Annotated in this window: 22 protein-coding genes; 11 read left to right on the top strand and 11 right to left on the bottom strand. The window is 56.2% G+C overall.

Going from position 1 to position 21,870, the window contains the following annotated elements:
- Window positions 1-38: 38 nt before the first annotated feature.
- From gatC to WC859_06445, 7 genes are all read left to right on the top strand, one after another.
- Window positions 39-341 (top strand): Asp-tRNA(Asn)/Glu-tRNA(Gln) amidotransferase subunit GatC, encoded by a 303-nt coding sequence (gene gatC, locus WC859_06475; protein MFA5975799.1) that lies wholly within the window; start codon window positions 39-41, stop codon window positions 339-341.
- Complete coding sequence (gene gatA / locus WC859_06470) at window positions 338-1,819, top strand: Asp-tRNA(Asn)/Glu-tRNA(Gln) amidotransferase subunit GatA (protein MFA5975798.1); 1,482 nt, start codon at window positions 338-340, stop codon at window positions 1,817-1,819. The genes gatC and gatA overlap by 4 nt, the downstream gene beginning before the upstream one ends.
- Complete coding sequence (locus tag WC859_06465) at window positions 1,809-2,243, top strand: NUDIX hydrolase (GenBank protein ID MFA5975797.1); 435 nt, start codon at window positions 1,809-1,811, stop codon at window positions 2,241-2,243. Before gatA ends, WC859_06465 begins: the two co-directional genes overlap by 11 nt.
- The gene (gene gatB / locus WC859_06460; GenBank protein ID MFA5975796.1) at window positions 2,240-3,688 is read left to right on the top strand and encodes an Asp-tRNA(Asn)/Glu-tRNA(Gln) amidotransferase subunit GatB; all 1,449 of its coding nucleotides are present in this window, start codon (window positions 2,240-2,242) and stop codon (window positions 3,686-3,688) included. The genes WC859_06465 and gatB overlap by 4 nt, the downstream gene beginning before the upstream one ends.
- A 4-nt stretch (window positions 3,689-3,692) precedes the next feature.
- Entirely contained in the window at window positions 3,693-4,700 is a 1,008-nt protein-coding gene (locus WC859_06455) for a hydroxyacid dehydrogenase (protein MFA5975795.1), read from the top strand.
- A 259-nt stretch (window positions 4,701-4,959) separates the two neighbouring features.
- Complete coding sequence (locus WC859_06450; GenBank protein ID MFA5975794.1) at window positions 4,960-5,439, top strand: hypothetical protein; 480 nt, start codon at window positions 4,960-4,962, stop codon at window positions 5,437-5,439.
- A 186-nt stretch (window positions 5,440-5,625) separates the two neighbouring features.
- Window positions 5,626-6,075: an NYN domain-containing protein gene (locus WC859_06445; GenBank protein ID MFA5975793.1), complete on the top strand. Its 450-nt coding sequence runs from the start codon at window positions 5,626-5,628 to the stop codon at window positions 6,073-6,075.
- A 6-nt stretch (window positions 6,076-6,081) separates the two neighbouring features.
- Here WC859_06445 and WC859_06440 read toward each other — a convergent pair whose 3' ends face one another.
- A complete protein-coding gene (locus tag WC859_06440; protein MFA5975792.1) occupies window positions 6,082-6,828 on the bottom strand; it encodes a M48 family metallopeptidase in 747 nt (248 codons plus the stop codon).
- A gap of 163 nt (window positions 6,829-6,991) precedes the next feature.
- On the opposite strand from WC859_06440, the gene WC859_06435 reads away from it, so the two are divergent.
- The 4 genes from WC859_06435 to WC859_06420 are packed head-to-tail and all read left to right on the top strand — an operon-like array spanning window position 6,992 to window position 10,197.
- Window positions 6,992-8,212, top strand: a complete 1,221-nt coding sequence (locus tag WC859_06435) for a PD-(D/E)XK nuclease family protein (GenBank protein ID MFA5975791.1) — start codon at window positions 6,992-6,994, stop codon at window positions 8,210-8,212.
- Window positions 8,209-8,751 carry a phospholipase D-like domain-containing protein gene (locus tag WC859_06430; GenBank protein ID MFA5975790.1) on the top strand — a complete coding sequence of 181 codons (543 nt, stop codon included), beginning with the start codon at window positions 8,209-8,211 and terminating at the stop codon, window positions 8,749-8,751. The genes WC859_06435 and WC859_06430 overlap by 4 nt, the downstream gene beginning before the upstream one ends.
- Window positions 8,744-9,352 carry an HAD family phosphatase gene (locus WC859_06425; protein MFA5975789.1) on the top strand — a complete coding sequence of 203 codons (609 nt, stop codon included), beginning with the start codon at window positions 8,744-8,746 and terminating at the stop codon, window positions 9,350-9,352. Before WC859_06430 ends, WC859_06425 begins: the two co-directional genes overlap by 8 nt.
- Complete coding sequence (locus tag WC859_06420; protein ID MFA5975788.1) at window positions 9,349-10,197, top strand: hypothetical protein; 849 nt, start codon at window positions 9,349-9,351, stop codon at window positions 10,195-10,197. The genes WC859_06425 and WC859_06420 overlap by 4 nt, the downstream gene beginning before the upstream one ends.
- A gap of 11 nt (window positions 10,198-10,208) precedes the next feature.
- Here WC859_06420 and WC859_06415 read toward each other — a convergent pair whose 3' ends face one another.
- The 10 genes from WC859_06415 to WC859_06370 form a co-directional block, all read right to left on the bottom strand.
- On the bottom strand, window positions 10,209-13,808 hold the full coding sequence (locus tag WC859_06415; GenBank protein ID MFA5975787.1) for a DNA polymerase III subunit alpha: 3,600 nt from the start codon (window positions 13,806-13,808) through the stop codon (window positions 10,209-10,211).
- A 21-nt stretch (window positions 13,809-13,829) separates the two neighbouring features.
- Window positions 13,830-14,327 carry a CBS domain-containing protein gene (locus WC859_06410; protein MFA5975786.1) on the bottom strand — a complete coding sequence of 166 codons (498 nt, stop codon included), beginning with the start codon at window positions 14,325-14,327 and terminating at the stop codon, window positions 13,830-13,832.
- Complete coding sequence (pth, locus tag WC859_06405; GenBank protein MFA5975785.1) at window positions 14,324-14,830, bottom strand: aminoacyl-tRNA hydrolase; 507 nt, start codon at window positions 14,828-14,830, stop codon at window positions 14,324-14,326. The genes WC859_06410 and pth overlap by 4 nt, the downstream gene beginning before the upstream one ends.
- Window positions 14,831-14,850: 20 nt before the next feature.
- Window positions 14,851-15,612 (bottom strand): 50S ribosomal protein L25, encoded by a 762-nt coding sequence (locus WC859_06400; protein ID MFA5975784.1) that lies wholly within the window; start codon window positions 15,610-15,612, stop codon window positions 14,851-14,853.
- 67 nt (window positions 15,613-15,679) lie between these two features.
- Window positions 15,680-16,615, bottom strand: coding sequence for a ribose-phosphate pyrophosphokinase (locus WC859_06395; protein MFA5975783.1), 936 nt, complete (start codon window positions 16,613-16,615; stop codon window positions 15,680-15,682).
- On the bottom strand, window positions 16,608-17,963 hold the full coding sequence (gene glmU / locus WC859_06390) for a bifunctional UDP-N-acetylglucosamine diphosphorylase/glucosamine-1-phosphate N-acetyltransferase GlmU (protein ID MFA5975782.1): 1,356 nt from the start codon (window positions 17,961-17,963) through the stop codon (window positions 16,608-16,610). The genes WC859_06395 and glmU overlap by 8 nt, the downstream gene beginning before the upstream one ends.
- Window positions 17,960-18,520 (bottom strand): M23 family metallopeptidase, encoded by a 561-nt coding sequence (locus WC859_06385; GenBank protein ID MFA5975781.1) that lies wholly within the window; start codon window positions 18,518-18,520, stop codon window positions 17,960-17,962. Before WC859_06385 ends, glmU begins: the two co-directional genes overlap by 4 nt.
- Before the next feature lie 129 nt (window positions 18,521-18,649).
- The gene (locus WC859_06380) at window positions 18,650-19,423 is read right to left on the bottom strand and encodes a glycosyltransferase family 2 protein (protein MFA5975780.1); all 774 of its coding nucleotides are present in this window, start codon (window positions 19,421-19,423) and stop codon (window positions 18,650-18,652) included.
- On the bottom strand, window positions 19,420-20,046 hold the full coding sequence (locus WC859_06375) for a DUF2231 domain-containing protein (protein ID MFA5975779.1): 627 nt from the start codon (window positions 20,044-20,046) through the stop codon (window positions 19,420-19,422). Before WC859_06375 ends, WC859_06380 begins: the two co-directional genes overlap by 4 nt.
- Before the next feature lie 10 nt (window positions 20,047-20,056).
- On the bottom strand, window positions 20,057-21,870 hold a 1,814-nt coding region (locus tag WC859_06370; protein MFA5975778.1), incomplete at its 5' end, for an efflux RND transporter permease subunit.

Genomic DNA, 21,870 nt, shown 5'->3' with positions numbered 1-21,870 from the left:
GTTGGAGTTGGTTTCGCGTTAAAGCTAGAATGAAGAATATGAGTATCACGAAAAAGGATGTCGAGCACGTCGCGCGGCTCGCACGGCTGGCGCTGACGGAAGAAGAGAAAGAGCGCTACACCGCCCAGCTCAGTTCTATTCTGGGGTACATCGAGAAACTGAACGAGTTGGACACGACGGATGTCCCGCCGACTTCGCATGTCTTCCCCGTGACCAATATCTGGCGCGAGGACCGCGCTGAACCCAGCACTCGCGAGACGTTGGGCGCTCCACCGGAAATTATTGACAACTGCCCTGACCACGAAGGCCCTTTCTTTAAAGTGAAGAAAGTCATCGAATGAACATCCCCTCTTTAACCGCCGCAGAGATTGCGGCGAAGATTCAATCCCGCGAGCTAAAAGCCGAGGCGGTGACCGCCGCGTATCTGGACCGGATTCGTGAGCACGAGCCGGAGATTCACGCTTTTAATGAAGTGTTCGGCGAGCAAGCGATCCAGCAAGCCAAAGAGATCGACGGGCGCATCGCCAAAGGTGAACCCGTGGGACCCCTGGCAGGGGTCCCTGTCGCGATTAAAGACAATCTGGTCATTCGCGGCGAGCATTGCACCTGTTCGTCCAAAATCCTCCAGGGATTTACAGCAACCTACGATGCGACCGTCATTCGCAAGATTCGCCAGGCCGGAGCGGTTTTTCTAGGGCATACCAATTTAGATGAGTTCGCCATGGGCTCTTCCACGGAGAACTCGGCTTTTCATACCACGCGCAATCCCTGGGACACGACCCGCGTCCCGGGAGGCTCTTCCGGAGGCAGCGCGGCCGCGGTCGCCGCGCGCATGGCCCCGCTTTCACTGGGCAGCGACACCGGCGGATCGATCCGCCAACCCGCGGCCTTCTGTGGCGTTCTGGGGCTCAAGCCGACGTACGGCCGCGTCTCCCGTTTTGGCCTAGTGGCTTTTGCTTCTTCGCTGGATCAGATCGGTCCCTTTGCCACCACCGCACGGGATTGCGCCCTGTTCCTGCGGCTCATCTCCGGCCAGGATGACAGGGACTCCACCAGCGTTCCCGAACCGGTCCCCGATTACGAAGCGCTCCTGTCCAAAGGCATCAAAGGCCTGCGCATCGGACTGCCGAAAGAATACCTGATCGGCGGCGGCATGGACCCTGAAATCGAGAGAGCGATCCGGGAAGCGGTTAAAACCCTGGAGAGCGCCGGCGCGATGGTTAAGGAAATCTCGCTGCCTCACACCGATTATTGCTTGGCGGTTTATTACATCCTAGCGCCCTCGGAGGCGAGTTCCAACCTTTCCCGATTCGACGGCGTGCGTTACGGTTCCCGCGCCCCCAACACCACCAACCTGATGGAGCTTTACGAAAAAACGCGCGGCCAGGGCTTTGGCCCGGAGGTGAAGCGCCGCATCATGCTCGGCACCTACGCGCTTTCCGCCGGGTATTATGACGCGTACTACGCGAAAGCCCAGAAGGTCCGCACGCTGATCAAGCGCGATTTTGACAAGGCTTTCAAAGAGGTAGACGTAATCGCTACCCCGACCACACCTTCGCCGGCGTTCAAGCCGGGCGAAAAGATCCAGGATCCGCTTCAAATGTACCTCTCGGATATTTTCACGATTTCCTGCAACCTGGCCGGGCTACCAGGATTGAGCCTTCCATGTGGATTTACGAAAACCCATCTCCCGATTGGGCTGCAGCTGCTCGGGCGCCCATTTGAGGAGGGAACGCTTTTAACCGTGGCTCACCAGTACGAACAGATGAAGGACTGGAACCGCTGCGCTCCGGAACTTGAGAAATCCCGTGAGCGCTGATAAAGCTTCCGGCCTGAAGAAAACCCGTTTTGAGTTTTCCGCCGGCGGCGTGGTCCGGGAAGGGTCCAATTTATTAATGGTGAAGGTGGAGAATCTGGAAGGCCGGCAGCTGTGGACGTTCCCGAAAGGACACATTGAAGCCGGCGAGAAAGCGGAACAGGCTGCCTTGCGGGAAGTGGAGGAAGAGACGGGGTATCACTGTGAAATCATCAAGCCGCTGGACCGGGCGCAGTACTGGTTCAAACGCGAGAATAAATTGACCAAGAAGACCGTCACCTGGTTTTTAATGAAACCGCTGAAGAAAACCGGCTTGCACGATCCAGAGGAGATTCTGGAAACCCGCTGGTTTCCGATCAGCGAAGCGTGCCGGATCGCGTGCTACCGGTCGGATAAAAAGATTTTGGAGAACCTGGCAAAACTATGACGCTAGAACCAGTCATCGGCCTGGAAGTCCACGTGCAGCTGAAGACGCAGTCCAAACTCTTTTGCCGCTGCTCCACCCAGTTCGGCTCAGAACCCAACAGCCAGATCTGCCCGATCTGCTGCGGCCACCCGGGCGTGCTCCCCTATCTGAACAAAACCGCTGTGGAGCTTTTGGTGCGGGCCGCTCTGGGGCTAGGTTGCCGCATCGCCCCCAAATCCGTTTTTTCGCGCAAGCAGTATTTTTACCCTGACCTGCCGAAGGCTTACCAGATTTCCCAGTTCGATCTCCCTCTGGCCATTGGAGGGCAGGTCCAGCTCACCGGAAACGATGGCCAGACCAGGACCATCCGTATTCACCGCATTCACATGGAAGAGGATGCCGGGAAACTGGTTCATTCCATCGGGTCCCGCGAGCTGGAGTATTCGTTGGTGGATCTGAACCGGGCCGGGATCCCCCTGGCCGAATGCGTCTCCGAGCCGGACATCGCCAGCCCGGAAGACGCTTACGCGTATCTCACCCAGCTCAAAGCGGTCTTTCAGTACCTCAATATCTCTGACTGCGATATGGAGAAGGGCTCTCTGCGCTGTGACGCCAATATCTCGCTTCGGCCCGTTGGCCAGAAAACGCTCGGGACCAAAGCCGAGGTCAAAAATTTAAACTCCTTCAAAGCGGTTAAAGAAGCGCTTTATTACGAGATCAAGCGACAAACAGAGATCCTGAATGATAACGGCCGTATTATCCAGGAAACACGCCTCTGGGACGAGAAGCGCGGCGTGACCGAGAGCATGCGTTCCAAGGAAGAAGCGCACGACTACCGTTATTTCCCGGAGCCGGATCTGGTCCCGATGGAGCTACCAGAGTCCTGGCTGGCCGAGATCCGGGCCGCCCTGCCGGAACTGCCGGACAAGAAGAAAACCCGCTTGATGACCGATTACAAACTGACCGAGTATGACGCTCAGGTGCTGGTGGGCGATCAAGCGCTGGCGCTTTTCTTTGAAGCGGCGGTCACCCGAGCCGGGGCTGAGGCCGCGAAGCCGATCTGCAACTGGATCACCACGGAGCTGCTGGGCCGTCTCAACGCCGCCAAAAAATCCATTTCAGAATCCCCGGTGACTCCGGAAGCGCTGGCCGGGCTGATCGCGCTGATTCAAAAGGGGACGATCACCGGCAAAACCGCCAAAGAAGTGTTTGCGGAGATGTTCGACACCGGCGCTTCCCCCGACCAGATCGTGAAGACCAAAGGCTTGGCCGCGGTGGGAGATGAAGGCGCCATCGCCGCGTGGTGCGACGAAGCCATCGCCGAACTTCCCAAAGCCGTCGACGAATACAAAGGCGGCAAAGAGCGCGCCATCGGCTCCATTGTCGGGCTGGTCATGAAGAAATCCAAGGGCAAAGCCAGCCCCCAGCTGGTGAATCAGATCCTTCAGAAGAAACTCGGCGGGTAGCCTGATGAATCCGACCATCGTCCTCTTTGAAATAACCCCCGAAGAGCGCCGGTTAATTAAGAAAAGCGCGCTGAAACGTTATCGGCTGAAACTCTTTCCTGAAAGAATTGACGAGATCAATCCTTCGGCGTGGCGGGACGCCACCGTGCTCTCCCCATTTATCTACTCTCATATCACCGCTGAAATCATCAAGCGATGCCCGCGTCTTAAGCTGATCGTGACCCGCTCCACCGGCTTTGATCACATTGACTTGGCCGCCAGCCGCAAGCGCGGCATCACCATGGCGAATGTCCCGTTCTACGGCGAGAACACCGTGGCGGAACATACCTTCGCTCTTATCCTGGCGCTCTCCCGTAAAGTCCACCAAGCTTATGTCCGAACCATTCGAGGCGATTTTTCATTTAAAGGCCTGGAAGGATTTGACCTGAAGAACAAAACACTGGGGGTCGTCGGAACCGGCCATATCGGAGCCCACGCCATTCGGATCGCCAAAGGGTTTGGCATGAAGGTCCTGGCCTTCGATGTCCGCCAAGATGTGTTTATGGCGGAAACACTGGGATTCGATTACGTTCCTTTTGATACCCTTCTGGCCCAATCCGACATCATCAGCCTGCACGCGCCCTACAACAAACACACGCACCACATGATCAACAAGGAAAACATCAAGAAGATCAAGCGGGGCGCGCTGCTGATCAATACCGCGCGCGGCGGGCTGGTGGAGACCGAGGCGCTGGCGCTCGCGCTCGATCAGGGAATTTTATCCGGAGCAGGGCTTGATGTTCTGGAAGGCGAAGAACTCATAAAAGAAGAACGCCAGATTTTGTCGCAGAACTTCCCAATCGACCGGCTCAAAATGCTTCTGCAAAACCACATCCTGCTGAATCGGGAGAATGTCGTCATCACCCCCCATATCGCCTTTAATTCCCGGGAAGCTTTCCAGCGCATTCTTCATACCACCATCTCGAACATCACCGGCTTTCTGGAAGGCCGCCCCGAAAACATCATCCCCTAACACCTTGGTGACAGACACCAAACAAGGGTAGTGATTTCAGTATGTCTGCAAAAGAGTTTCAGTTGAGTCGTTCAAAATAGACCAGATTTAATCGGACGAGTTGGCTCCCGCAAAATGGGTCAAGAATGTGCGACTCGATTAAAATGGCACGCCCAATATACGGAATTTGAACACCTATTCGGGTGCCTGACACGATGGTTGTAATCCAGAGTTCACAATCCGGCAACTTCACCGTAATTTCCTCCTGATACCCTTGAGTATGATCAAAACCGCCTACATCGCCTGGAAGGTTTTCTTCATCCTGTCCTGCTGGCTTCTCCTCGCTACGCAGGCTTCCGCTGACCGCTACAACTATAAGGCAACCGCTCCAAACAGCGAGACCAAATACCAACGACCCGAAGATTTACTCGATAAAATCCCTTTTGTCAGCGATATTCCCCGAACCTTCATCATTGGAGACGGCTTCAAGATGAACCTCAGCCTGGATCATCTGCGCATCGACCACATGGGATCGCGCTCGCGCAGCCCGGCGTCCAAACGGACGTGTTTAATCGGATTCAGCTACACCACACCGGTGGCGGGATTCTTTACCTCGCGGATTGACCTGCCGCTTTTCACCGCCGCAGAGTTCCGCTGGTCGGAATGGACCACCTCCACATTAGGAGACTATGTGGCGTACTTCTCCAAAGACGCGGTTGAAGCCACTTCCCTTCGCTTCGTCCTGAGCGCCAAGTTTTAATCCCTTTCTCGTCATTCCCCGCAGCCACTGGCGGCCCCGCCCTCCCGTTGATGTTTTCTTTGACGGGGCCGTCCCGACCATCGAGAACTTCGACAGGCGGACGGGACGGGGAATCCATCCTGTTGTGCAATAATACAGATACTGGATCCTCCGCCAGAGACCGCGGAGGATGACGAAAAGGAAATCATGTCCCTTCACTACCTCGTTGACGGCTATAACGTGCTCTATGCCATGCCTGAGCTTCCGCCGGGGGATGGGCAGGCCAAGCGGGAGGCCCTTCTTCGCTATTTAGCTAAAACCAAACCCCAGGGAAGCAATGCCATGACAGTCGTTTTTGACAGCCATGAGGGACTTGGGGACCGCCAGCAAGCGACCGGGATGGAGGTTGTCTTTACCGCCGGCGAAAGCGCGGATGATTGGCTGGCCAATAAAGTACGGGCTGTCCGTAATCCACGAATCTACGTGGTGGTTTCCAACGACAAAGGCATTCGAACGATGATCCGGGGCACCGGAGCCAAATGGCTGAGCGCGGAGGAATTTCTGCAGCGCACCCCGATAAACAGAACCCCGGAACAGCCAGAATCGCAAGGTTCACGAGACGATATCACCGATGAATTTCGGAAGAAATGGTTGTGATGATATTTAAGGGTGGTAATACGTCAATGCTTCGGGCAGTTCAGCTTTAATCTCATCGATTCGCCGCGCATCCGAAGGGTGGGTGGAGAGGAATTCGGGCGGTTTGTTTCCTCCGGAGGAAGCCGCCATGCGCTGCCAGAAATCGACTGCTTTTCGAGGATCATAGCCGGCTTTGGCCATCAGGATGAGGCCGATATGATCGGACTCGGACTCCTGCTTGCGGCCATGAGGCAATTCCACCGTCACGCCGTAGGCCATCTCGGTTAATCGGACCGCCTCCGGGCTTTTCCCGGCCAAAAGGATATTCATCGCCAAGCCGGCCGCCATCTGATCGCTCATGCGTTCAGCCCCATGGTGCGCCAGGGCATGAGCGACTTCGTGCGCCACCACAACCGCCAAACCGTCCTCATCCTTTGTCACCGGCAAAATACCCGTATAGACAGCGATGCGGCCGCCGGGGAGACAGAAGGCATTCATCGTTTTGGGGTCATCGATCACCGTAAACTGCCAATCCCAGTTCGGTTTGTCTGCGGCCGCGGCGACGCGCTTTCCGACCCGGGTAACCATCTCGTTGAGGCGGGCATCGTTTGAAATCTTATTTTTGGCTTTGACATCCGCATACGCCTGGAGCCCCAGCTGGTTCTCCTGTTCTTCGGAAACCAGAGACAGTTGTTTGCGGTTGGTATACGGCACCGTGGCGCACCCGACCCCAAAAACCATCAGCAACCCTGCGGTTATCCAGCGAACGTTCATAGATGTGATTTTAATAAAATTTGCCTGTTCCGTGCGTGGTTTCCTGGTATCCAAACTCCGCGTGCTATAATCGATTATCGTCGGGCAGAGAAATGAATTTTTGGTGGGTTGGCTTATCTAATGATTAGGGCGGGCGCACAGCGGTGCGCCCCTACAATTCTCAATGTATTCTAATTCGCGCATCGAGACGTTTGAAAAGTGCCCCCGGAAATACAAATTCCGATATGTGGATAATCTCCGCACGGACACGGAAGGGGTGGAGGCGTTTGTCGGCAAGCGCGTTCACGAAGCGCTGGAAAAGCTTTACCGCGACCTGAAATACGCCCGCCTGAACACGCTGGACGAGGTGCTTCAGTTCTATGAGCAGAACTGGGAAAAGAACTGGCACGGGAAAATCCAGGTGGTGCGTTCGGAGATCAGCCCCGGCGACTACTTTAAACTCGGCCGGCAATGCTTGACGGATTACTACAAGCATTACCATCCGTTTAACCAGGGGAAAACAATCGGACTGGAAGAACGCATCGAGCTCAAGCTCACGGAAGGCGCGAAGACCTACTCGGTGCAGGGCTATATCGACCGGCTCACCTGGGTGCCGGAAACGGAAACCTACGAGATCCACGATTACAAGACCGGCGCCAATGTCCCGACTCAGAAAGAAGCCGATGAAGACCGCCAACTCGCTCTTTACCAGTTGGGCATCATGCAGCGCTGGCCTGACGCGAAGCGGATCAAGCTGATCTGGCACTACCTGGCCACGGATAAGGAAATCGCCTCCTCGCGACAAGCCGCGGATCTAAAAGAATTGGAATCCGAAGTCATCGGAGTCATCCGGCAGATCGAGCAGGAAACCACCGTCGGACGCTGGGAGACCCACATCAGCCGGTTGTGCGAGTGGTGCGAATACAAGCCTATTTGCCCGGCTTTCAAACACCTGGCCTCGATTGAATCGCTGCCGCCTAACGCTTATCTGCAAAACACCGGTGTTCAGCTGGTTCAGAAGTATGCGGAGCTCGAAGAACAAAAGGAATCTAAGAAAACTGAGATCGCGGCCCTTCAGGAAGAGCAGAAGAAGGTCGAAGAAGCCGTCTTTGCTTATTCTGAAAAAGAAGGGGTGACGGCCCTGGACGGGCCCGGGTACCGGCTTCTCATCAAATCCGAGGACGAGTGGAAGGCCCCGCGCAAGACCGAAGACCCCTTCGCCTGGGAACTGCTTCGCACCACGCTTAAAAACGCCGGGAAGCTGGAGGACGTATCAACCGTCAATGCCAACATGCTGCGTTTTGCCATGAGAAAAGGGAAGTGGCCGGCCGATCTGGTGAAATCCATTACCGGGCTGATTTCAACAGCCGTTCGCAAAACCATCTCCCTGACCAAAAAGTCATGATCTCACTCGCATCGTCCTTCCGGGTGACCCTCCTCCTGCTCCTGGCAACCGCCTCCTGGGCTTCCCCGACCGCTTACTTCTCTTCTGAGGATGATTTACAATCTCGCATCGTTAAGACCCTTGACCGCTGCCAGACCTCGCTGGAGATTGCGTTGTACGAGTTTTCTTCCCCGAGGCTCACGCAAGCCGTCGAACGGGCAGCCGAACGGGGCGTCTTCGTACGAGTTCTCCTGGATGCGACCCCGTCCCGAACGTCCGTCAAGAATAATCGATTCCCGAACTTGGAAGTTCGTTATCTGCAGGGACGGCGGGCCGGAGCGATGCACCATAAATTTGCCGTTCTCGACAACCAGGAACTGATGACCGGATCTTTCAATTGGACGCGCGCCGCGCAATACATGAACCACGAAAATATTATTTTTGAAGACGACGGCGGCATTGTTTTGGCTTATAGCCGTCAATTTGAAGATCTCTGGCGCCAAGCCCGTCATCGGCCCGCGTCTTTTCATCATCGAAGGGAGCCTGTTCGACATGAGTGATCGTTCTGTTGATCTGATTATTTTTGATCTCGGCCGCGTGTTAGTCGATTTTGATTTCAACCACGTTGTTCGAGGCCTAAAACGCCACTCGACGCTGAGCAAAGCGGACATTCATCACTATTTCCGTCACACGCCGCTTTGGGATGCCTTTGAACGGGGCAAGGTGTTGCCCGGTGATTTTTTCCAGCAACTGCAAAAAGAACTGCATTTGAAAGACCTGACATTTGAAACGTTTACAGCGCTATGGAATAGCATTTTTAAGGAGAAACACGATTCGGTGGCGCTCCTGCGCGAGCTGCGCTCACGCTACCGGCTGGCGATGCTTTCCAACGTCAACAAAATGCACTGGGATTACGTCGCGGGGGAATATGATTTCATGAAGTGGTTTGATTTCCCGGTGGCTTCGTACGCGGTCGGTTACCGGAAGCCGGATGAAGCAATTTACCGAATTGTTTTGAAGAAAGCCGGTGTTGCACCGGATCGGGCGGTTTTTATTGACGACATGGACAGTCATGTCCAGGCCGCGCGGGCCCTCGGTATCCGGGCGCACCAGTTTACCTCAGCACACCAGCTCCGGAAGGACCTGGCGGGGATACTATGAGAAAATTGTTTTCCCTTCTTTTTTTCGTTGTCTTTCCCCTCCTGCCGTCATTTGTTTGCGCCGAGGCGTCACTGATTCAGCAGGCCGAAGCCGCCTGGGCCAAACGAGATCAAGCGGGACAAACCCTGCGCGCGATTACGCTTTGGGAACAGGCGCTCCGGGAAAATCCTGCCCAGCGCTCACTGCTAATCCCTCTGACCTCTGCCTGCGGCCGCGCCTACCGTCATGCCAAGAGCCGGAGCGAGCGTATTCACTGGGCCGATAAAACCCGCCGGTTCGGGGAAGAGGCCGTGGCCAAAAACCCGGAAAATGCCTGGGCCTGGACGGTTGACGGGGAAGCGCTGGGCCAATGGGCTGAAGCGCACAAAGGAATCCAGAGCCTCAAAGCTGTTAAGCAAGCGATTCAGGTTTTGCAGAAGGCGGTGGCGCTGGATCCCAAGCAATACTACGCGCACATGCTGCTCTCTCAATTTTATAGCCGTGCGCCGCGATTTTTTTCCGTTGGCAACACAAGGAAAGGCCTGGACGAAGCGCAGCTGGCTGTTCAATACGGCCCCCAATATGCCATCACGCATCTGTCACTGGCACGAAACTTGCGGCAAATGGGGCAACAGCAGGAAGCGATTGGGGAATACAAGAAGATTCTGTTGCTAACACCCCCGGCGGACGCGGTTCCGGAAACGCTGGCCAATCAGAATGATGCCCGGGAAGAACTTCGATCACTGGGGGTTGACCTCTCTTCTCTCAAATCAGAACCACCGGCTACCGATCAAGCCAGTTGCGAAGCCCAGGGGAAACGCTGGGAACAGACTCCTGTCCTGGGGATTTCGTCGTGCCACGAATAAGTTTATTTTAGTTATCGCCCGACGCGGGTGATGGTCCAGGATTCCTGGCCCAGGTGCTGCTCAAGTTCCTTAAACAGCGCTTCGGAGGGTTTCACTTGAAAATCTGTTTCCACAACAACGGTGCCGCCGGGAGGCGTCGCCACTTCAAAACAGACGCGGCAGCGTCCCGGATGGCGGGAGAGCGTTGCCTTCAAATCCGTCAAAACACTTTCTTCCAGACCGGGCGACGACAAGCGCACGAGCATTTCGCTCACATAGCGTTCCCGCGCCGCTGAAAGAGGGACCATTTCTTCGACCACAATCTCGGCCGACGTTTCTTCCCGCCGGTTCACTCGGCCGGTCACGACCATCATGGCCCCCGGTTTTAAATGCTGGGACAGGCCTTCCGCATAAGACCGCGGGAAAATAATCAGATCGACTTCTCCCTGCAGGTCTTCGAAGCGGCAGCGGGCATAGGGCTCTTTTCTGGCCTTGGTGAGAAGTCGGCGCACGCTGCTGATCATCCCGGCCAGCCGGACCGCGGCGTTTGGCGCGGTGGGCAAGGCATCCAACCGGTGAGTGGACAGAAGTCCCAGTTCACTCTGGTATCGCGCCAGCGGATGGCCCGACAGATAAAACCCGAGCACTTCTTTTTCTGCGGCCAGAAGTTCATGATCAGACCAGGCGGTTACGGCTTTGGCGCGCCCGTTTGACGAGGGGGCCGGGCGGGACGTCGAGACTTCGTTCATCTCAAAGAGGGATGTTTGCCCGCTGAGGATTTCTTCACGAATTTTGGCCGAACGGGCCATGACCTCATCCAGATCGGCCATCATTTGCGCCCGGGATTGCGCCGGGGGTTGAGGCGAAAGGGAATCCAGCGCCCCGGACTTGACCATGGACTCCAACACCTTGCGATTGGCCTGCCTCAAATCAATGCGTTGACAAAAATCTTCAAAGGAGGCATAGGGACCGCCGCTCTGGCGGTTACTGACGATCGATTCCACCGCGCCGGAACCAACATTCTTCACCGCCAACAGCCCGAAACGGATGCCGCCGCTCACGCCAGCTACCGGCTTGGCGCGGGAACGCGGCCGTTTTCCGGGCCCTTTAACGGGGCCGTTTTCTGGATTTTTAACAACCTCTTCAATTGAAAATTCACTGAAGGATTTCTGAACATCCGGCGTCAGCACCCGGATCCCCATGGCCTCGGTCTCGGCCAAAAACACAACCAGTTTAGAATCCTCTTCTTTGCCGATGGCGCTGTGGCCGATCTCGCTCGTTAAAAGAGCGGCCATGTATTCCATCGGAAAATTGGCCTTCAAGAAAGCCGTCTGGTAGGACACCATGCCGTAAGCGGTGCTGTGCGACTTATTAAAACCGTAACCGCCGAAGAAAACGATCTGCTCAAAAACGTGCTTGGCTATTTTTTCGGGTATCTTTTTGGCCAACGCGCCTTTCATGAAAGCATCGCGCTGCTTTTCGATCTCCTCCGGGATCTTTTTGCCCATGGCTTTTCGCAGGCCGTCGGCTTGGCCGGGGGTAAAGCCTCCTATATCCATGGAAATGCGCATGACCTGCTCCTGATAAAGGATGACCCCATAGGTTTCCTTCAAAATCGGCTCAAGCACCGGATGATCGTATTTAACTATGGCGGGATTATGTTTGCGTTTGACGAAATCATCGAGCATTCCGGCGCCCATGGGGCCTGGACGGTAAAGGGCAATCAACGCAATGATGTCTTCAAAAACCGTGGGATGGATCTTACGCAGAAGATCGCGCATGCCCGAGGATTCCAGCTGGAACACGCCGATCGCCCGGGCCTCCTGCAGAAGCGCAAAGGTCACGGCATCATTCAGCGGGATGGTCGCGAGATCAAAATCGGGACGGCGGCGTTCACGGATCAGACGGCAGGTGTGCTCAATAACGGTGAGCGTCCGCAATCCCAAAAAATCCATTTTAAGAAGTCCCAGTCTCAGAAGCCCGTCTCCGTCGTACTGTGTCGTCACGACGTCTTTGGAACCCTTGGCCAGAGGGACGTACTGGGTCAGATCGCCTTTCGCGATCACAATGCCAGCCGCGTGGACGCCGGTATGGCGTTTTAATCCCTCGAGCCGTTCGGCGGTATTCAGCAGCTGTGTGAAGTCCGGGTTTTTCTTACATTCCTGTTCGAGTTCCGGCACGCTTTTGCGCGCCATCGCGATGGTCGTCCCCAGCTCGCGAGGGATCAGCTTGGCGATCCGGTCCACTTCAGAAATCGGAATTCCAAGCACGCGCCCGACGTCGCGAACCACCAGCCGCGCCAGCATCGATCCGAAGGTGATGATCTGGGCCACGCTGGTCTCGCCGTACTTCTGGCGAACATACTGGATGACCCGCTCGCGCCCGCCATCCGAGAAATCGATATCCAGATCCGGCATGGTCCGGCGGTCTGGGTTGAGGAACCGCTCAAACAAAAGTCCGTATTTCACGGGACAGATATCGGTGATCCCCAGCACGTAAGCGACCAGCGATCCGGCGCCGGAACCGCGGCCCGGCCCGACAGGGACCCCGTTCGTCTTCGCCCAGTAAACAAAGTCCCACACGATGAGAAAGTAGGTCGAGAACCCCATCTTGCGGATCACGGAGAGTTCGTAGAGAAGACGGTCGGAGTATTTCTTCTCGACTGTTCCGTAACGGCGCGTCAGCCCTTCGAGACACAATTTCTCGAGATAGGTGTCCGGCGTTTCTCCGGCAGGAACCTCGTAATGCGGCAGAAGCATCTGGTCAAAGCGGATATCGACATTGCACCGATCCGCAATCTCCAGCGTTTGGCGAACCGCCTGCGGACAGGGCTTAAACAGGCCGTACATGTCTTCGGCCGATTTGTAGTAAAACTCCTCCGCGCTGAAGCGTAGACGGCTGGGCTCGGACAAGGTGGATCCCGTCCCGATGCACAACAGCGCGTCGTGGGCCGGCGCGTCTTCTTTTCTCAAGTAATGGCAATCGTTGGTGGCGACCAGCGGAACATCTGTTTTCTTAGATAGTTCAAGCAGTTTTTCATTCAGCCGGCGCTGTTCCGGAAGGCCGTGATCCATCACCTCGAGATAATAATTTTCCTTGCCGAAGAGACTCTGGTAGGTTTCGACAATCCGGAGCGCTTCGTCGTGACGATCCGCCAGGAGCGCCTGCGCCAGTTCCCCTTTCAAACATCCGGACAGGACAATCAGTCCCTTGCCATATTTCGCCAGGACTTCCTTGTCGACGCGCGGTTTGTAGTAGTAGCCCTCCAGAAAACCGATCGAGCACAGCTTGATCAGGTTCTGGTAGCCCTCGTTATCCCGGGCCAGGACGGTGAGGTGATAAAAAGCGTCTTCCTGGCCGCGCGTCGACTCCCGATCCAAACGGGACTTGGGGGCCATGTACATCTCGCAGCCGATAATGGGTTTGACGCCGACCGCTTTGGCGGCCCGGTAGAACTCGATCGCCCCGTAAAGGTTGCCATGATCGGTGAGCGCCAACGCCGGCATGTTCATCGCCGCGATCATTTTCAGGAGTTCTCCCGGCTTCCCTTTTTCATCGGTCAAGCGGGCGGCGCCATCGAGCAGCGAGTATTCGGTATGGGAATGAAGATGGACGAATTCGGTGCGTTCCATGGAATGAGGTTGACTGATGGATTACGCCGGCGTTATCGCTGTCTCTGCGGTGCTTCCACGCAGGAGCGCCAGCACGACTTCAAAATCGGAAATCAGGCCAACCAGGTGGCGATCCCGGTCCACCACCGGCAGATACTGAAGATTCTGGGACTGCAAAAGCGCGGCCGCCTCGATCAGCGAATCGTCACTATGGACCCAGCGAATATGCGTATTCATGACATCCGCCGCCAGGATCAGTTTGCCTTCCGTTAAATCCAGGCCCGTAAACGACCGGTCAAACAACGACACCAGCTGGCCCTTGTCTTCCAAAGCGGCGAAATCCCGCAGGAGTTCGTGATACCGGGGAAGAAAAATGTCGATTAAATTGTCTATGGTAATAAAACCAACGATGCTCTGGGCCGCGTCAACAATCGGAAGGGAATCCAGGCGATGTTTCTGAAACTTCGAGAGGACATCCTGCAAGGTGGCGTTCTGGGGGAGTGACACCACGGACCGGCGCATGACATCGAGGGCTTTCATTCGGGACTCACATTAAATTGATTCATCGCATAATCCATGCCGTCCGTCAATGCTGCTAAGACCGCCTCCGCCGCCCGAGCGGTCATTTTCTCGACAACAGCCCGGTCCCCTTTCGGAAACCGCTGCAGCACAAAATCCGCCGGGTCTGCTTCCGCCGGCACCGGCCCGATTCCCAGACGCACCCGGGGAACAGCCTTCGTACCGAACGACGCCAGGATCGAATCCAGACCGTTGTGCCCGCCGGAAGATCCCTGTAAACGCAACCGGAGCGTCCCAAGAGGGATAGAGAAATCATCGCAGATCACGAGCAGCTCATGAGGATGAACTCCCTTTTTCCTCGCGACTTGCGCCACAGGGCCGCCCACCGTATTCATGAAAACAGAAGGGCGGTACAGAAACACTTGCTCCGGCTTTTTCTCTTCCAGCAAATCAAAGACCCGATAGCCGACATTATGCCGTGTGTCCGCATAAGAGGGGCCTGGATTCCCCAGGCCGACCACCATTTTAATACGGGCTGTCAGCGCTATTTCCCTTCAGGCTTCTTCCCGGCTTCGGGCTTGGCCGCGGCTGGTTTCGCTCCAGCCGCCGGAGCCGCAACCCCCTTGACCGCTCCTGCGGCCGGGGCGGCGGCTGCTTCGCCTTCTTCAATCTTACCCTTCTTGATCACTTCAGGCTCAGCGGTCGTCGGTGAAGCTGCGGCAGCGCCAGGGGCCGGGGTCTCTTCCAGAATCGTCGGCGCCACCACGTTAATGACCACCGCTTCCAGATCCACAATCAGCTCGACACCCGCTGGGACAGGAAGATCCTTGGCTTTAATGCCCTGGCCAATCTGCAGCGTGGACACATCGACATCGAGAGACGCCGGAATTTCGGTCGGGAGACACCGGACGCGAACTTCGCGGATGATGTGCTCCAGAATGCCGCCGTTGAGTTTAACCCCCGGCGCTTCGCCTTTTCGATGGACCGGAACCAGGGTCTCAATCTTTTTCTTAAGAGAAATCCGGTGAAAATCCACATGCCGGAGGGCGCGGGTAATTGGATGACGCTGAATATCCTTCACCAGCACTGGATGCGAGGTATTCTCAACCTGCAGCGTAATCAGCGCATTGCGCCCGCGCTCCGAATGAAGCGCCGCCTGCAGGCTGCGTTCCTCAACAGATAAAACGACGGGGGGCTCATTATCCCCATACGCAATCCCCGGGACACGTCCCTGGTTACGCAGCGCATGAATGGCGCCTTTGGTGGCTGGCTGTCGGACTTCCGCTTTTAAGATAATTTCTTCCATAACAATCTCCCGTTCGCTATACCTTTTCGACGGGACCTGCGGCGATCAACTCATTCGCCGCGGGTCCTTAAACGAATAATTGGCTAATCGACTGATCTTTGTGTATCCGCTTGATGGCCTCAGCCAGCAGCGGAGCCACCGAAAGCACTTTGACTTTCGGGATCGCCTTTCCATCCAACGGGATGGAATTCGAAATCATGAGTTCCTCGATGGGCGATTTACTGATGCGGTCCATCGCCGGACCGGACAGGACGCCGTGGGAACAGGCCGCAAAAATGCGCCGGGCGCCGAATTGCTTGAGGGCTTCAGCGTCTTTGCACAACGTCCCCGCGGTGTCGACGATATCATCGAGAAGAATGGCGGTTTTCTCTTTGACGTCTCCGATCACGTTCATGACATCCATTTCATTGGGACGGGGCCGCCGTTTGTCGACAATGGCCAGCTCGGCATCGAGACGTTTGGCAAAAGCCCGGGCGCGTTCCACGCCGCCGGCATCGGGCGATACGACAACGATATCTTTCAGTTTCTTCGCGCGGATATATTCCAGAAAAACCGGCATGGCATAGAGATGGTCCACCGGGATATCAAAAAATCCCTGAATCTGTCCGGCATGCAGGTCCATGGCCAGGACGCGGTCGGCGCCGGCGGCGGTAATCAGATTAGCCATGAGCTTGGCTGAAATCGGCACGCGGGGCTCGGCTTTGCGGTCCTGCCGCCCGTATCCGTAATACGGGATGACCACGGTGATCCGGCGCGCGGAGGCCCGGGCCAGCGCATCCACCATGATCAGCAGTTCCATCATATGATCATTAACGGGAGGACTGGTCGGCTGAACGACAAAAGCGTCGTCGCCCCGCACATTCTCAACAATCTTAACCTGAAGCTCCCCATCGGAGAACCGGCCGACGTCGGCCTTGCCGATAGAGACTTTCAGACACTGGCAGATTTCTTCCGCCAATGCACGATTGGCGTTTCCCGTAAAGATCTTCAATCGCTCAGCCATGTTTACTCCTCTTCTGTTTTCCTCTGAATTCCTTGGCCCATCCGTTTTTGGCCATCTGGCGCGCCCGCGCCAGAACCAGCGCGTTCGCTTTTACATCCTCGGTGATGGTTGAGCCGGCCGCCACAATCGCCCCGCGACCCAGCCGCACCGGAGCCACCAGGTTGGCATTGGACCCGACAAAAACATCATCTTCGATCGTGGTTTTATATTTGAAGAAACCATCATAGTTGCAGGTGATCGTACCGGCGCCGATATTCACGTTGTCGCCGATTTCGGCATCGCCGATGTATGAAAGATGGCTGACCTTGGACTTTTTCCCGATAATCGCTTTCTTCGTTTCCACAAAATTACCGATGCGCGCGCCCTCTTCAATAATCGTGCCGGGACGCAAGCGGGCGAAAGGCCCCACACGCGCGCCACTTTTGACGATCGCGTCTTCCATCAAGGTGTAAGGACCGATTTCGCAGTTGGCGCCGATGCGCGAGGCGCCCCGGATCATAGTCCCCGGCCACAAACGGCAATCCGGCGCAAGAACGGCGTCCGCATCCACGTAGGTGGTTTCCGGATCCACGATGGTCACGCCTTCCCGCATCCACTGCTCGAGAATGCGGCGGCGCAAGATCGCTTCGGCCCGGGCGAGATCCACCCGGTTGTTAATCCCATGAGTTTCATCCGGGTCAGACGTGGTCACGACGCCGACTCTCTCTCCCAAATCACGCAAAAGCTTGGCCGCATCGGTTAAATAATACTCGTGCTTGGCATTATTGGCCTGAATACGGGGCAATACCTTCAGCAACCGTTCGATATCCCAACAAGCAACCCCCGAGTTGACGAGCGTGATCGCGCGCTCTTCAGAAGAAGCATCTTTGTCTTCAACGATGCGCTCCAGAAATCCCTGGGGATCCAGAACCATCCGGCCGTAGCCGGACGGGTTGGGAATGTCCATGGCCAGAAACGTAGCCGCATGACCTGAATCCGCGTGCTGTTCCACCAAGCGCTGGAGCGTCGCGGTCGTCAAGAGCGGCGTATCGCCATACACAACCAGGAGCGTTCCTTTTTTCGATTTCAACCAGGGTTGGGCCATGCGAACCGCGTGGCCGCTGCCCAGCTGGCGCGACTGAACAATGTAGCCGAGCTTATCCCAGCCTCTTTCTTCCAGAACCGATTGAACTTTCTCCCGGCCCAGCCCGAGAACAACCCCGATCGCCTTGGGATGCAGCGCTCGAACCGCATGGAGGACATGCTCCAGCAAGGGCTTGCCGGCCATCTCATGGATGACTTTGGGGGTCGCGGATTTCATCCGCGTCCCCTGCCCGGCGGCCAAGACTAAAACGTAAAGAGTTTTCATTTTTTTGTATGTAGCCACTTCTCCGGGTCCATCGGCGCTCCTGCCGGATTGCGGATTTCAAAGTGCAGCACCGGTTCCGTCCACTCATCCGACCCCGACGCGGTTCCAATCTCCTGGCCGGACGCTACCTCCTGCATCGGACGAACCCGCAACGAATTCAGGTGGACGTAACGCGTGCTCTTCCCGTCCGTGTGCCGAATGATGATTAAGTGGGCCTGCTCCGTCTTATTGCTTCGGCTCACGTACGCTTTTGTAAATCCGGCAAATAGGACTTTCCCTGGACGAGCCGCTTTCACTGAAACCCCGGGCGTCACCGCCAAATCGATCCCTTCATGCCTTTCGATCCGAACCCCGGGTTTTGCCGGATCGGCCGGCGTGGGACGGTCTCCGAATCGGGAAACAATTCTATATTTTTCCCCGCCGAGCGGCGATACGAACGGCTCCTCACTGACTGCCGCGGTCGAAATCACCACAGACGGAGCTGCCGAAGTCGACACCGCTATCGGCACGTCAGCCGCCCGGGCCGCTCCCGCAACAAAAATTAAGAGTCCGCCCACCAGGGGAAGACGATCATTCAACCCACAAATCAAAATGATTTCCCTTTCACGGCCAGCTCCATACTATGGGAATGATGGGAGTGACGTAAAAAGAGCCCCGGGAGGGGCCATTTCCAAGGGTGTATTGTATTACGTCGAGCTAGGGCTACGCAAACGTCTTAAGCGCCGGATGCGCCGCAATAAACGAAGGTATCGCACGACGGTTTGGAAGAACCGGATTTTACTGGCACCCCCCCGGTTTTCATAGTGAAGGTGAAAGGGGATTTCCGCGGGACGTCCTCCGACGGAACAGACCTTCAAAAACAACTCCACACCGCCCGGAAAACCGTTTTCCTCTATCAAAGTGGCACCAAAACGCCTGCTGGCCCGTTTCAAAAGAGCAATCCGATACGCGCGAAACCCATTGGTATAGGTTTCAACCCCAGACATAGGCCAAACCCATTGAAATAAGCGATTGATGACAGCGCTCGACTGCCGCCGCAGCCACGGGACCCCTGTCACCTGCCCCCCTGGAAGGACGTAGGAAGCCGTGACGATGTCGTATTCGTCTTCTATTTTTTTTAACAGAGCCGGGATGGTTTCCGGAGGATGCGTGCGGTCGCAATCAAGCGATACGGCAATATCTTCTTTGCGGCCATGATCCACGACCCAAGAGAAACCCGTTGCCAGCGCCGCGCCGTACCCTTGATTTTTCTCGTGCGTCAGTAAACGGACCGGCAGAGACCGCGAAAACCCGGCCACCTGAAGAGCCGTCCCATCCGTTGATCCATCGTTCACAACCAGAATTTCAAAGAGGATCCCCAACGGGCTCAAGACCGATGTGATGTCCGGGAGGAGTCGGCTCAGCGCCAACTCCTCATTGTAGGCAGCACAACAAAAATCTTGGCGGTCATAAGTGGTCAGTCGGACCCGGACTCGTCTTTGTCATGACGATGAGAGCGATGTTCTCCTTCGGGCATCGTGATGGCTTGAATGGCTGGCTTAACCGCTGCTCCTTCGATATAGACCATTCGGCTTCCCAAATCCCCATTCTGCAGAACAAGATACGTTGCTCCTGCCAGGACCAAGATAAAGGCCCAAGCTCCTCGGGGACGTTGATCGTCATGCCAGAAACTCCAGAGCGTGAGCAACCCGAGTAAGACCATCAAAATTAATCCAATGGTGCGATGAGTTTGCATCATGTGATGGATGACTTCGTTGTGCGGAAAGCTGTCCTGGGCAATGAGCCCTGTCCAGACCGCCACAATACCACTGATCAGGGAAAAATACAGACAGGCTCGGCCCGCGATGTTGAGGGCGGGTTTTGCGAGGAGGATGCCAAGGAAGTAGAGCAAGAGAGCCGCCGGGATCAGCGCAATCGGGAAATGAACGAAAGCCGGATGCAGGTTAAAGACTTCTCTCAGCCCGGAGAAGCCCAGCAAGGCCGGATCAAACGCCGATTCGGGATGGACAGGGTGCCCTTGGTAAGCGAACAACGATATGGCCGAACAAAGGAACAATAGCGTTAGAGCGAATTGTCGTTTCATGGGGCCTCTATCAAGCGCTGTGACCGCGGAGTTCCGGGATGGGCAAGGTGCTTGCGTCCACCGTTCCATGCTTGAGCTCATAGCGCCACTTCCATATAGCGTAGATCGGCGGGTAGACCAGGAGCTCAAGGATGAAACTGGTTACAAGCCCACCGATCATGGGGGCGGCCACACGCTTCATCATGTCGGCCCCTGTGCCCATTGACCACATGATGGGGATGAGTCCCAGCATCGCCGCGAAGACCGTCATGGCCTTGGGGCGGACGCGCTTGACCGCACCGTGAATGATGGCTTCCTCGAGATCCTTGTAAGTCTTCATCTTTCCTTTGCGGATGGCATCGTAGTAAGACAGGTCCAGAAAGAGCAACATAAAGACGCCCGTCTCCGCATCCAGTCCCATGAGCGCGATCATTCCCACCCAGACCGCGATGGAGATGTTGTAGCCGAGGATCCACAGGTACCAGACGGCACCGATGATCGAGAAGGGAACCGCCAGCATGACGATCGTGGCCTTGATCGGCGATTTTGTATTCGCATAGAGCAGGATGAAGATCAGAAAGAAGGTGATCGGCACGACGACCTTGAGCCGGTCCCGGACTCGGAGCATGTTCTCGTACTGGCCGCTCCAGACGAGCGAGTAGCCGGTCGGTAGTTGAAGCTTATCGCGTACGACCTTCTTGGCTTCTTCGACATAACCGCCGACGTCCCGCCCCGTCAAGTCCACATAGACATAGCCGGAAAGCATCCCGTTCTCATCCCGGATCATGGATGGTCCAGACACCAATTCAATGTCCGCCAATTCCGCCAGAGGGATCTGCGCTCCCGATATCGTGGGAACGAGCACACGACGCAGTTTCGGCAGGGTATCCCGCAGTTCGCGGGCATAGCGGACGTTGACGGTGTAGCGCTCCCGGCCTTCAACCGTGGTCGTGACCGGCTCACCGCCGATGGCCGACATGATGACGTCCTCGGCCTCTTTGACGCTGAGCCCGTAACGCGCGAGCTGTTCCCTCTTCAACTTGAAGTCCACGAAGTAGCCGCCGGCGGTTCGTTCCGCAAAGATGCTGCGGGTGCCGGGAACATCCTTGAGAATCATCTCCAGGTGGGTGCCGATCTTTTCGATCTCTTTAAGATCTGCTCCGAAAACCTTAATCCCGACGGGGGTGCGCACGCCGGTGGTGAGCATGTCAATCCGGGCCTTGATCGGCATCGTCCAGGCGTTCGTCACGCCCGGAAATTGTGCCGCAGCATTCATCTGGTCAATCAGTTCCTCCTTGCTGATCCGGCTGGGCCAGATACGCTGGAAAGGGGCCTGCACAAGATGCGGCATCCAGGAGTACCAGCGATGTTTGGTGCGCCACTCGGATTCAGGCTTCAGGACAATCGTGGTTTCCATCATCGAGAAGGGGGCTGGATCGGTCGATGTTTCAGCCCGCCCCGCTTTGCCGAAGACGCGTTCGACTTCCGGAAAGCTCTTAATCACCTGATCCATGCTCTGCATGAGCTTCTGCGCCTCGGTCACGGAAAGGCCCGGAAGCGTCGTCGGCATATAGAGCAGCGTTCCCTCATAGAGGGGCGGCATAAACTCGGACCCCAGTCTCAGGTATATCGGAATGGTGCTCAGGACTAAAAGCCCTGCCATGACAATGGTCTTGATTCGATGCTCCAGAACCCAGCGGCATGCCGGCTCATAAATTTGGAAAAGTACTTTGCTGATCGGGTGCTTCTCTTCGGGGTAATACTTCCCGACCGCAACAGCGTTCCAGATAGTGGACAGCCAACGAGGCTTGAAATGAGAGTAATCCATGCGGGTAAACATCATGC

Source organism: Elusimicrobiota bacterium, from assembly GCA_041660185.1.
GTDB lineage: Bacteria > Elusimicrobiota > Elusimicrobia > 2-01-FULL-59-12 > 2-01-FULL-59-12 > JBAZWU01.
The sequence above is the reverse complement of the archived record's forward strand: the minus strand, read 5'-3'. Positions and strand labels throughout refer to the sequence as shown.